Origin of the sequence: Pseudomonas sp. DrBHI1 (assembly GCF_002205115.1) — a bacterium.
In the GTDB taxonomy this organism is placed as follows: domain Bacteria; phylum Pseudomonadota; class Gammaproteobacteria; order Pseudomonadales; family Pseudomonadaceae; genus Aquipseudomonas; species Aquipseudomonas mosselii.
Genome location: NZ_NIBE01000142.1, coordinates 45780 through 56966, shown reverse-complemented (window position 1 = coordinate 56966; position 11187 = coordinate 45780). Strand labels below are relative to the sequence as shown.

The following is an 11187-nucleotide window of genomic DNA, read 5'->3' as shown; positions in this document are numbered from 1 at the left end:
CAGCGGCGGGTACATCATGACGATGAGGCCAATCGCGATGGGGATGTTTGTCGAGCCTACCGACAGGCTGTTCAGCCACGCGGGCAATCCCTGGAGCAAGCTGCCCAGGGCGATACCGAGGCCCATGGCCAGAAAGATCCAGACCGTCAGGTAACGGTCAAGGAAGGAAAGTCGGCTTTTGCTCATGGTGGATCTCCCTAAACGTCAGAGCGTTCCGATGCGGGCCAGCTCGACCTTGAGCTGCCCGGCATTCAGTTGTTCAAAAGGCAGTGCAAGGAATGCCGTGATACGTCGCTCGATCTGCTCAAGCGTGGTGTCGAAAGCCGCATCCAATTTGGCGGCGCTACCCTGCAGGTCCGATGGATCGGAAAGCCCCCAATGGGCTTTTACTGCCGGCCCGAAGAACACAGGACAGGCTTCGCCGGCGGCCTTGTCGCAGACAGTGATGACGAAGTCCGGTGCCAGCTCGGCGTGTGCATCGCTGGATTTGCTGCTGAGGCCATCGGTGGAAATACCGGCACGCTGCAGCGCGGAGATGGACAGCGGATGTATCTCGCCCTTGGGCTGGCTGCCGGCGCTGTAGGCCTTCATACCGGCCGGGGCCAGGTGGTTGAACACGGCTTCTGACAGGATGCTGCGGCAGCTATTGGCGGTGCAGAGGAACAGAACTCTCATCGATTTTCGCTCGGCAGTGATCAGCAGCAGGTGGCGACGCGCTGTGGGCGGTCACCCATGGCGTCCAGTCGAGTGGAACTGCTGTTCAGCCACTCGCTATTGGCCTCCAGCGTCGTTTTCAGGATCTCGCGTACCCAGGCGGGCAGCTCCGGATGTAGCCGGTAGTAAACCCATTGGCCCTGGCGGCGGTCTGCCAGCAGGTCACACGTGCGCAGCTGCGCCAGGTGGCGGGAAACCTTGGGCTGGCTTTCCTCCAGCGCACAGGTCAGCTCACAGACGCAGAGCTCTTCCTCGCGGGCGATCAGCAACATCATCCGAATGCGGTTCTCGTCGGCGAGGCATTTGAAAACCTTGGTAGGGGTCAGTGGATCAGTCATAACGATTCTCAGTGTTGGGTTTTCACGAGGACGAACATCTTGATGCGCTCATGGATCTCGTGAAGCGTATGGCGGAAGGCATCGTGTTTGTCGCTGGTGACCGGATCTTCGAAGTGCCACGCCAAGCGCTCGCCCAATGCCGGCAGTAACTGGCATTCCAGCGCCGCCTTGTCGCAAAGGGTGATGACGGAGTCGAAGCGCTCGTCGGCGAACTCATCGATGGACTTGCTGCGCAGGTCGCTGGCATCGATACCGAGGTGCTCAAGCGCCGCGAAGGTACGCGGATCTACTTCGCCAGGCTGAGTACCGGCGCTGAATGCTTCAAAGCGCACAGGGTCTGTGTGTCGGAGCAATGCTTCGGCGAGCTGGGAGCGAGCAGCGTTTGCGGTGCAAACAAACAGGACGCGGATCTTGCCAGTCATCACGAGGTGCTCTGCGTGTATATGGTTTTTCGAATATACGCTTTTTCGAATGTATCGCAACCCCTCCGATGATGGGTGGCTTTACATGTGCATATTCGTGCACATATATTGGCGGCATGACGACCAACCAGAACCTCCGCACCCAAGCCATCGACGCTGCCATCGAGTCGCTGGACGAAGCCTTCTTCAAAGCACTCTGCGAGCCCTCCAGGGTCGCGGTGTTCAAGCGCGTGCTCCTGCTGGGCCGGGCGGATGTCGGCGAAATCGCTAAAGAACTGCCGCAGGAGCGCTCGGTGGTCTCCAGGCATCTGCAGGTGCTGCACGATGCCCAGATCGTGAAAGCCACCAAGGTGGGCAGGCAGGTGTTCTACGAAGTGAATGGTGGGGCGATCGTCGAGCGCCTTGAGGGGCTGCTCCAGCGAACCAAGGGTCTGGTTTCGCTGTGCTGCCCGTAGCTCGTGCCCTTTTTTTGTCCTGATATATGCATGAGTGCGCATATATGAATAAATCGAGTCGCGCGGTGGATGTGATCGTCATCGGTGGTGGGCAAGCGGGTTTGGCGCTTGGCTGGCATTTGCAGCAACAGGGCTTGGACTTTCTCATCCTGGATGAGCAGACGCGCCCGGGTGGAAACTGGCGTAACTACTACGACAGCCTGCAACTGTTCTCCCCGGCAGAGTATTCAGCGCTACCGGGGATGGTGTTTCCCGGCGATCCCCAGGGCTACCCGCTGCGAGACGAAGTGGTGCAGTACCTGGAGGCATACGCCGCCGAGTTTCAACTGCCCTTTGAGGGCGGCACCCGAGTGCTGGACGTCGTGCAGAAGGACAAGGCATTCGAAGTTCGCGCTGCCAACGGATCGACCTTCACGGCGCGTGCGGTGGTCGTGGCATCAGGGGGCTTCAGCCGTCCAAGCACGCCTGACATCCCTGACCTGGAAAGCTTTTCAGGTACCTGCCTGCACAGCTCGGCGTATCGAACGCCTGAGGCCTTTGCCGGCCAGCGCGTCGTCGTGGTCGGCGCGGCGAACTCGGCGGTTCAAATTGCCTATGAGCTTGCCGGCGTTGCGCAGGTAGTGCTGGCGACCCGCGAGAAGATCCGCTTCTTCCCCCAGCGGATCCTGGGGCTCGATTTTCATGCCTGGCTGAAACTCACCCGGTTGGAGCACACGCGGTGGTTGAGTGACCAGAGCACGCCCGTGCTGGATACCGGCAAGTACCGGCAGGCCTTACGTACCGGCCGGTTCCAGTGCAAAGCCATGTTCCAGGAGGTGTTGCCCGACGGCGTTGTCTGGCCGGATGGAACCATCCACCAGGCCGACGCGCTGATCTTCGCCACCGGCTTCCGGCCGAACCTGGAGTTTCTGGCACAGCTTCCAGTCGCCGACCGGCAAGGGCGTGTCCTGCAGCGAAACGGCGTGGCAAATCAGGTGCCCGGCCTGTGCTTCGTCGGGTTACCCAAGCAAAGGAACTTCGCCTCGGCAACCCTCAGGGGTGTAGGGGCTGATGCGGGCTATCTCATGCCGCAGTTGCTTCGCCATCTGGACCGGGTTGGTTCGACGGAAACACCCGTTCAACGATCGCGCAGTCCAGCCAACGGCCTTCAAGACAAGCGTGCTTCTCATAGACGCCAACCGTCCTGAAACCGCAGGACTGACAGAGCGCGAGGCTCGCCTCGTTGAAGGTGAAAATGCGTGAGAGGACTTTCCAGAAGCCACGTGCCTCAGCCTCACCGAGCAATGCTTTGAGCAGTGCCTTGCCGATGCCACGTCCGCGGACGTCACGGTGCAGATAGATCGAGAAGTCGGCGATGCCGGCGTAGCACGAACGCGCGCGGTAGCTGCTCAGGTTTGCCCACGCCACTACCGCGCCGTCGACCTCGACGACCAGCACCGGATGGCGAGACATGTCGGCCACCCAGGGCTGCACATCCATGGCGGTGCGTGGCAGGGTCTCGAACGTAGAGCTGCGGTCTTCGATCCCCTGGTTGTAGATCTCGGCAATGGCCTGGACATCGCTGAGTTGAGCAAGGCGGATGTGCATCTGACTTCCTTTCGCGGGAACTAGTGGTTAAAGGACTGCATTTTTCTTTCGGCAACTGCCTATTCACCCCCCGGCGTACCAGCACTGTACAACGCGGGCATGGGGATTTTCACATTTCGGCGGCGACTCGCCGAGCAATCAGCACTTTTTAGGGATGTCCGCAACCAACAAATCGACGGGGGAAACTGTTCGACTTGCTCTCCCTCGATGCACTCCCAAGCCCATTTCCGTAGCGATGTGCGGCGCAGAAAATCGCCCGCCTTCTACGAAGCTTTTCGCAAGGCGAAGCAACGGGGGAGGATTGAGATGCCGCTGTTTGATGTCCCGAACCGTAGAGGGTCATTTGCCCTGTCGCCCCCGGCGTCAAAAATGGGCTGAGCTGGAAGCGAAAGACAAGCCTCTTGATTTGCTGCTAATGAAAGCGATCTTCGATAGGTACCAACGCGACGTAATCCCCGAGAAGGCAGAACGAACACCAAAGGACAATCTGGCAGAGCTCCGCCAGCTTCGCCCCTTCTTCGACGAGGCGCCGATTGACGCAAAAACGCCGGTCCTAGTCGCACAGTACCGGGATGCCAGGTCAGCGCCCGTGAGGGCAAATCGGGAGATCGCACTTCACTCCCACGTCTACAACCTGGCCCGAGAGTGGGGCTCACCACGAAGGAGAACCCTTGCCAAGGTGTGCGTAAAAACAAGGAGACGCCGCGAGATTTCTACGCCAATGACGCGGTCTGGAGTGCGGTATATGCGAAGGCGGTTGATGATGTGAGGGTCGCCATGGACTTGGCGTATTTGACAGGTCAGCGTCCTGCGGACGTGCTGGTGATCGGGAAGGATGACATCAAGGACAAAGCCCTCGGCGTCAAACAGAAGAAGACCCACAAGAAGCTGCGGATCATGCTAGAGGTGGACGGATTGGCCAGCGGGATGGGCGTCCTGATCGAAAAGATCTTGAAACGCAACGAGGCTCATGGCTCGCCCTACTTGATACTCACCGAGGCAGGCAAACGGGTGACAGCCGCAATGCTACAACACCGCTGGGACGATGCACGAGAGCAAGCGGTGAAGGAGGCTGTAGCAGCCGGAGACCAGGTGCTTGCGGGCCGGATCAGCCAATTCCAGTTCCGCGACATTCGCCCGAAGGCCGCCAGCGAAATCGAGGACGTGGCCCATGCAAGCAGGCTGCTCGGTCACACCGACAAGCGCATAATAGAGGTGGTTTACCGCCGCGTTGGCGAGGTTGTAAAACCCACCCGGTGATGGGTTAAACAAGCCAAGTTGCGGAACACCACTAAAAAGATGCGGAACACATGCGGGAATAATCTGGCGTGAACGCATACCCCAGAAACACGAAAAGCCCCGAATTTAGGGGCTTTTGTATGGCGGAAGCGTAGGGATTCGAACCCTAGGATAGTTGCCCATCGACGGTTTTCAAGACCGTACCATAAGTGCCCATTTATCAAGGCGTCAACGTAAAAATCGATTCCAGAACTAACCCGAGGTGGCTCGGCTACAGGCCGCATAGCCCAAGGGTCGTAATTTCAGTTTTGGAACCGATTTTAGAAGCTCTAGGAAACCAGAGGAGAATCAGGCCTTTTTGCCTTCACACTTTTTTCACGTCAAATCCTGCACAGTAAACGCTCATCCGATCTCCTACGTTCGCCCGCGCTTCCCTGCGGGCTTTTCTTTTCTCGATAAGACGAAACCGGCTAAATCCAGTCGCCTTCAGCGCACATCAGCAGCGCTGCATTAGCCTGGCGAACCATTGCAATCCACTCAGTTGAGCTTACCAAGCCGGAATGCTGAAGACGCTGGGCTACTGCTATGGCTTGATCATATTCTGACTCTCTTAGCACACCCGCACCAAGGTACCTACACGTCCAGTCAGCAATGACCAGATTTTGCTCTTGCTCTACCACCCCAAAGCCCCCGCGAAGCCTAGCGCTAAATGTCGGCGAGATTACATAATGTCCGCCGAGCAAGAAATTGGGGCTTACTACCGCTCATCCGGTTTTTTCTGCAAAAAGAAATAATACCAAGGTCTAGTTGTAAGGAATTATTTCAAGCACAGAAATCGGAACGATTCGCAACAATACTGATTAGGTTGCCTTAAGCCATCGGCCGGCTAAAACAAGCAGTCCTGCCCATCGCTGCGGGTAAATGACACGCGGGCCATAACAGCCCGATGCCCTGTTGAGCGCAACGAAGCTCAATGGCGGGAAAGTGGCTGGTGACCCAAGGTGTAAAGCTGATAATCGGTCACCGCTTGGAATGAGGATTCCGCGATAAGCCGTAAGCGCTCGATCTCTTCTACCGAACCTCCAGCGTCCTGAGCGTTATGGTAGGCACGCAAAGCCTCAATGGCCTCACGGATAAGCGGCTCACCCGCCTCAATCATTCCTTCGATGGTTCGTTTCACGACATTTCTCCTGCCGAAACTTGCTGATCGCGCTATGGTGCATCAAGCCCTGAGCCTCTAGCCCTCGAGCGGCATCCACATGACACATCCCCCTGCCGCTTGGGCGATCAACCAGTCATGTTCACGCTTGCCGAAGGGCCTGGGCATACCAATAGACTCTCGATAGGCATACTGATGGGTGACCTTCAGTTCCAGCGCAGTAGGTGTTGCCTCTCCCAGCTTACCTTTGCTCAGCCCCTCCAAAGCGCCCGTTAATGCGAGATGTTGTTTAACTCCATCATCACTGTCTTCCAAAATGGATACAGCAATAAACGCAGCGTTCGAACAACGTTCCACTTTCAGTATCTGCGGCTTTGCACTGTCCATTTCGAAATTCGAACCTTGAGCAACGGTTGACAAAAACAGTGCAGCACACATGAACAAACTACGCATCGACTACGTCCTTTAGACCTGAGCAGAGCAAAATACTTACTCCTCCACACCTACCTCGAACGACCGAGGTCTATCCTGGCGGCTTAACCAGCGCATTATAGGATTTCTCACAGGCAAGCCCAGCTATTCTGGCGCGGTCAAACGCTGCCGCCAGCTCTCGATTCGTTTCGACAGACCTGTTGAGCAGGTCGGAGAGCACCATGGCGGCGCGGCGGGCTGCCTCGCTTCGAGCGGCAAAGGCGGGATCCTGGCCGGGGCAACCAACGGCGGCAGCGAGTTTGCCGGCTTCATCGCGCAGCCGCTGGCCAGCAGCATCAACCCGAGCAGCAGCACCCTCAGCGATCGTTCGTTGTTTCTGAGCATGTGCCCTCACCTCCTCCTGCGCGTCGGCGCGCTGTTGCTCCTTTGTCCGCTCACCGCGCTCGCCCAGCACCTCAGCCAGGCGATCGCCACTGTCCCGCTGCGCTGATGCCGCCGTGGCCTCGGCACGCTCCACAGATCGACCGTGCTGGTAGACGAGCCAATACGACCCGACTACCCCTAGCAGTGCGACCACCCGCACGCCCCAGATATTCACGCTAAGGCCCTCCGCAGGCCTTCCGCGAATACGTCCGGTGGGTACTCGTAGTTCGCGTTCTCGTGCTTGATGATCGCGTACACCAGGCCACCCAGGACCTGCTGCTTTTTGATGTCCTTGATCGGATCGCTCGGGGCAAGGCCACAGCGCTGCGCCACGGTGCGGATATAAGCATCGGTGTCGTTCTCTATCTCCGGCGCCCAGCGTTTGATGATCGCCGCCACAGTGCGCAGGCCGTGCTTGTTGTAGTAGGTCTGCAACAGCTTGCCGAGCGCACGAATGCCATTCTCCGGCGTGTCGAAGATGCAGAATCGGCCGCCGGGCTCTTTACCGATCTGGCCAACCCAGTTGTTGGCAGGGTTGAAATCGATGTTTCCCGGGTTGCGATTGCGCACGCCGCGAGGAAGCAATTGAGTCATGGTTTTCTCCAGGCAAGAAAAAGCCCCGACTGTGCGGGGCTTCATGGGGTTTGCCGCTTGAGCAGCGGAAATAGCAGGTAAATCTACAATCCAAGAGCTTGATCAAGGGTGAGTGTTGCCAGCTCAGTGAACGTAAGTCCACTCAAATCACAATCTGGAACTTCGCGCAAAGCCTTCTTCTGCTCTGCAATTAAGGTCGTATCTGCCCCTGCCTCCAGCGCCCTTACATAAGCAATGTCCAACTCGGCAAGCTTTGGGTCACGCTCTTGGCGAAGCCGGTCACGCACAATAGCTTCGGCCTTCTCTCGGTTTATCGTGATCACTTTTTACCCCCTTTCCCACTTGCCGGCCCCATGCTATCTGGATCCAACTCCCAGGCAGCACGGAAAGCGCGATCAGCGGGCACAATGTCGGCATCGACAATCCAGAAGGGCAGTCCTTCCGGCACGTCTTTCTCGCCGATTTGCTTCAGTGTCAGTTCACATGCGAGGGGAATCAGCACATGGACTGCTGCGCCCTTTGGTTGGAATAAGATTCTTTTTTCCATAACTGATTCCTAGTTCGAAAAAATCACAGCATCAACAGAAAGGAAGTCTGAGCGCCCTTCTGAAGCACTTGTAGTGCCAATCTTGAATCCCGTGTTTGTTCGGGCATAAGCTTTGACACAGTTGATACCCGTAATAGGCGAATCTCCGTTGGAGCCGCTAGCAGCAACGGCGTAGTTTGAATTAGGCACCGGCACAGCAAAGTTAACCGTGTAATCGCCCACGCCATTATCAATAACTGAACTGACATTAAAACTATCGCGAATAGCGACTACCCCGGTGCCGTTGAAAACAACCCAGGCTTTGGCCGCCTTGACCGCCTGCCCTCTTACCGCGCCCTGCACGAATTTAGTGTTAGCAAGCCGCCCCGTCTCATCGCCGTATGGCGCGGTGTCTGTTCGGGGGGCGCCGGTGAATACAGGGCTATCAAGCGTTGCAAGGGGGCGCCCCTCCCATTTCAGGACACCGGTAGCATCCATGGCCAGCTTTCCACCGATTCTTCCAGCCCAGTGAAACGCTATAGCAGGTGCCCATTGGTCGCCCGTCTCAGCCGGCGACGACTCGGCCACCTGCTGCGCCTCTCGAATCTCTAACGCAGATGCGCTCCAGTCCACAGCGTTACTTGGCGAAGACAGGCGCGGCCGCTGCTGGCTCACGGCATCGATCAATAACCGTTTTCCCAACTCCACAAGCATGCTGGCGTTGTCGGCCTTCTTTGCCAGCGCGTTAACTAGCTCCGCAACGGCCTTATCAACCGTGTTGGCCACGAACAGACAGTTGGCCAGCTGGGAGGTTCTTGCCCCCAGGTTAGCGGTCTCTGCGGTCGGCGTTCCGGAAAACGCCGGACTGACCAGGGACGCCTTGTTAGCATCAATCCATGACCTGGTATAGGCATCGAGAATGCCGAAGCCGGCAAGCGTTGTAGGGTTCGCGCCCGCTGTAACACGTCCGAATGCATCCGTCGTCACCTGCCGATAAGTGCCGGCGGCTACTCCGGTTCGCCCGCTGGTCATGGCGAAGGTCAGCGCCGTGGTACCGACCTGCGGCGGCAGCGTGTTGGCCAGCTGCCACAGGGTGCCGGCGTATGCGGTGCCGGCCTGGACGATGATCAGGTGACCCGGGGTGCATTCAGCGTCTTCGTTCGCATCCAACGCCCGTGACCATGCATTGGCGGACGCCGTGTAGATCCAGTTCTGCGCGGCGTTGGCCTGATCCTTCACCAGCACCCGGTCACCAGCCACCAGGGCCACGCCGTCAATCGTCTGCAGGCCGGACAGGGCAATTGGCCCCGTAGTCGCCACACGCACGGCGCGCTTGATGTCACTGGCAGCAAGGCCCTGAATTGCCTGCAGCAGCTGCGCGTTGTTGTCTTCACTCGGCACAAGGCCGGCGGCCTTGATCACAGCCAACAGCTCATCGGTGACTGCGTTGCCCCAGGCGGACGGGATCAGCGAGCCCGGCAGGCCCGTGCTGACGTTTTCGTCCACGAACTTGCCGCCGACCAGGCCGACATTGGGAATGCGTTTCGGGTAGTCCATATCGCGTTATCCGTAGGTAATGGTTTCAAGGGTGTGCGCCGGGGCGGCGCGGCTGACCAGGCACTCCAGCGCGCCGTTGGCGGCACCGCCGAAGGTCTGGCCCCAATGGCTGAATCCGAAGCGGCTGCCTTGGGCCAGGCGCGGCCCCGTCTCCAGGGTCCACATGAATTGCGCGCCCCAGGTGCCGAAGCGGGCCGAGCCGAAGCGCGACCGACCGAAGCGCGGCGCCCGGTGCTCGACCACGCGGGCATTGCGGTAGCCCAGCGAGAAAGCCAGCTCCACGAAGTAGGCCGGCGTCTGCCCGCCGACTTCCAGCAGCCGGCGGCGCACGGCCAATTGCCGATCGGCAAACGCCGGTGAGTCGCCCATGCAGGGGTCAGGCAGGTACATGACCCGCTCCCAATCCGGGACCAGCTCGCGCACCGTGGCGGGGTCGCTCTCGGCCAGTAGGTCGGCAGCGCGGCGGTCCTCGGTGGCCAGTTCCTGGGCCGCCGCCTGCAGCACCAGGTCAACGCCGGGGTTGAATTCACGATCCCATGCCGGTCCCGGCGGCAGCAGAGCGCACAACTGCGCGTAATAGTCCTGCTCCGTCCTCACGACCACAGCACACCCCCATAGGTCAGCAGCTCATTAGGGGCCGCCTGCACATCGCCTGCGGGACTGATGACCTTGTGATCGCGCTCACCCGTGGCGCCGCTGATAGCCTCGGCAATGTGGGTGGCCAGCAGCGTGGCGCCCAGCTCCGATTCACGGTTGTGCAGGTCCACCAGGGCGGCTTCCACGGCGCGGCGGACCGCGCTGCTATCCGGGGTGACTGACAGCTGGTATTGCACCGACTTCTCTGCCGGCGGCAGCACGTACACCTCGGCCGTGACGGGCCGCTCCTGCTCGATGTAGGCGGCCACGGTCGCCAGGGCCTCGGCGTTGGGGATGATGTCGATATCGCCATCGCGCACGAAGAACAGCCCCACCGTACCCGGCCCCACCCAGCGCCGCACCACCCAGGCCCGGGTCACCCCGGCGACCTCCAGCGCCCAGGTTTCGTAATCGCTCTTGCTGCCGCCGTGGGCAATGACGCGGTACGAACGAATCACCCGAGCGCGCAGCGCCTCGATACTCTCTTGCTCCGTGCCACCGGTCAGGCCCGGCGCTGCCACGGTGAACGTGTCATTGACGCCCAGCACCGGCGACACCACGCGCAGCGGGGTGCCGGCGGGCGTGTTGCCCAGCTCGCCCGGCTCCAGGGCCTCGACCTGGGCGACGCCTTCGGTACTGCTCAGCTTGACCGAGGCCCGCACCCTGAACAGCACCTGGTCATCGCGCTGCAGCAACGTGCCGGCATCGAGCAGCGCCGAGGCGGCGCCGGTGAAGGTGGCCGCCCCGCTCGCCTTCACGGCCTCCAGACGGCCGCGCTTAAGTCGCGCTTGGGCCATGCGCAGCAGGGTTTCGTCGTCGGCCGTGTCCGGTAGGATCTGGTCGGCAATGTAGCGCTGATGGCCGTAGCGGCCGGATGACGCCGCGCCCAGCACCCGGGCCAGTACCTCGGCGTCGGAGCGGACCAGGGCGCTACCGCCGGCCAAATCGGCCTGCGCCCTGGCCACCAGGGCGGGCAATGTTGGGATTTCAAACGGCATTGATCACCTGCCACAGGTTGTCTAGTTGAACATCGATCACCGGGCCGTCGCGCAGGCCGACCCGCACCTGCATGTCGAGGCGGTCGACCTTGCGCGACGCCGTTACC

Annotated in this window: 15 protein-coding genes and 2 pseudogenes; 3 read left to right on the top strand and 14 right to left on the bottom strand. The window is 59.9% G+C overall.

Annotation, left to right across the window (positions count from 1 at the left end):
• The 4 genes from CC207_RS28100 to CC207_RS25540 all read right to left on the bottom strand — a co-directional run.
• The coding region (locus CC207_RS28100) for an arsenic resistance protein (protein ID WP_371916517.1) at nucleotides 1-186 on the bottom strand (186 nt) is incomplete at its 3' end.
• A gap of 18 nt (nucleotides 187-204) precedes the next feature.
• The gene (locus CC207_RS25550; RefSeq protein WP_088853000.1) at nucleotides 205-675 is read right to left on the bottom strand and encodes an arsenate reductase ArsC; all 471 of its coding nucleotides are present in this window, start codon (nucleotides 673-675) and stop codon (nucleotides 205-207) included.
• A gap of 20 nt (nucleotides 676-695) precedes the next feature.
• A complete protein-coding gene (locus CC207_RS25545) occupies nucleotides 696-1052 on the bottom strand; it encodes a metalloregulator ArsR/SmtB family transcription factor (protein WP_028692329.1) in 357 nt (118 codons plus the stop codon).
• Between the two features lie 8 nt (nucleotides 1053-1060).
• The gene (locus CC207_RS25540) at nucleotides 1061-1474 is read right to left on the bottom strand and encodes an arsenate reductase ArsC (RefSeq protein ID WP_088852999.1); all 414 of its coding nucleotides are present in this window, start codon (nucleotides 1472-1474) and stop codon (nucleotides 1061-1063) included.
• Between the two features lie 116 nt (nucleotides 1475-1590).
• Between CC207_RS25540 and CC207_RS25535 the strand changes: the two genes are divergently transcribed.
• Nucleotides 1591-1929, top strand: a complete 339-nt coding sequence (locus CC207_RS25535; RefSeq protein WP_028692330.1) for a helix-turn-helix transcriptional regulator — start codon at nucleotides 1591-1593, stop codon at nucleotides 1927-1929.
• A 44-nt stretch (nucleotides 1930-1973) separates the two neighbouring features.
• Nucleotides 1974-3017, top strand: a pseudogene (locus CC207_RS25530) (flavin-containing monooxygenase); the annotation flags it as partial.
• On the opposite strand, the gene CC207_RS25525 reads toward CC207_RS25530, so the two are convergent.
• Nucleotides 2992-3516, bottom strand: a complete 525-nt coding sequence (locus CC207_RS25525) for an arsinothricin resistance N-acetyltransferase ArsN1 family A (RefSeq protein ID WP_082750395.1) — start codon at nucleotides 3514-3516, stop codon at nucleotides 2992-2994. The pseudogene CC207_RS25530 and the gene CC207_RS25525 overlap by 26 nt on opposite strands.
• Before the next feature lie 319 nt (nucleotides 3517-3835).
• On the opposite strand from CC207_RS25525, the pseudogene CC207_RS25515 reads away from it, so the two are divergent.
• A pseudogene (locus CC207_RS25515) lies at nucleotides 3836-4776 on the top strand (tyrosine-type recombinase/integrase).
• Nucleotides 4777-5725: 949 nt separating this feature from the next.
• Here CC207_RS25515 and CC207_RS25505 read toward each other — a convergent pair.
• The 9 genes from CC207_RS25505 to CC207_RS25465 all read right to left on the bottom strand — a co-directional run bounded on the left by CC207_RS25505 (nucleotide 5726) and on the right by CC207_RS25465 (nucleotide 11080).
• Nucleotides 5726-5914, bottom strand: coding sequence for a hypothetical protein (locus CC207_RS25505; protein WP_088852997.1), 189 nt, complete (start codon nucleotides 5912-5914; stop codon nucleotides 5726-5728).
• Between the two features lie 78 nt (nucleotides 5915-5992).
• Nucleotides 5993-6367: a hypothetical protein gene (locus CC207_RS25500; protein WP_256582358.1), complete on the bottom strand. Its 375-nt coding sequence runs from the start codon at nucleotides 6365-6367 to the stop codon at nucleotides 5993-5995.
• Nucleotides 6368-6437: 70 nt separating this feature from the next.
• Nucleotides 6438-6944, bottom strand: coding sequence for a DUF2514 domain-containing protein (locus CC207_RS25495; RefSeq protein WP_088852996.1), 507 nt, complete (start codon nucleotides 6942-6944; stop codon nucleotides 6438-6440).
• Nucleotides 6941-7363, bottom strand: coding sequence for a structural protein (locus tag CC207_RS25490; RefSeq protein ID WP_088852995.1), 423 nt, complete (start codon nucleotides 7361-7363; stop codon nucleotides 6941-6943). Before CC207_RS25490 ends, CC207_RS25495 begins: the two co-directional genes overlap by 4 nt.
• Before the next feature lie 83 nt (nucleotides 7364-7446).
• The gene (locus CC207_RS25485) at nucleotides 7447-7686 is read right to left on the bottom strand and encodes a hypothetical protein (RefSeq protein WP_088852994.1); all 240 of its coding nucleotides are present in this window, start codon (nucleotides 7684-7686) and stop codon (nucleotides 7447-7449) included.
• The gene (locus tag CC207_RS25480; protein ID WP_088852993.1) at nucleotides 7683-7910 is read right to left on the bottom strand and encodes a hypothetical protein; all 228 of its coding nucleotides are present in this window, start codon (nucleotides 7908-7910) and stop codon (nucleotides 7683-7685) included. Before CC207_RS25480 ends, CC207_RS25485 begins: the two co-directional genes overlap by 4 nt.
• A 9-nt stretch (nucleotides 7911-7919) precedes the next feature.
• The gene (locus tag CC207_RS25475) at nucleotides 7920-9446 is read right to left on the bottom strand and encodes a hypothetical protein (RefSeq protein WP_088852992.1); all 1527 of its coding nucleotides are present in this window, start codon (nucleotides 9444-9446) and stop codon (nucleotides 7920-7922) included.
• 6 nt (nucleotides 9447-9452) lie between these two features.
• Nucleotides 9453-10049, bottom strand: a complete 597-nt coding sequence (locus CC207_RS25470) for a YmfQ family protein (protein ID WP_088852991.1) — start codon at nucleotides 10047-10049, stop codon at nucleotides 9453-9455.
• Nucleotides 10040-11080 (bottom strand): baseplate J/gp47 family protein, encoded by a 1041-nt coding sequence (locus CC207_RS25465; RefSeq protein ID WP_088852990.1) that lies wholly within the window; start codon nucleotides 11078-11080, stop codon nucleotides 10040-10042. Before CC207_RS25465 ends, CC207_RS25470 begins: the two co-directional genes overlap by 10 nt.
• Between the last annotated feature and the right edge of the window lie 107 nt (nucleotides 11081-11187).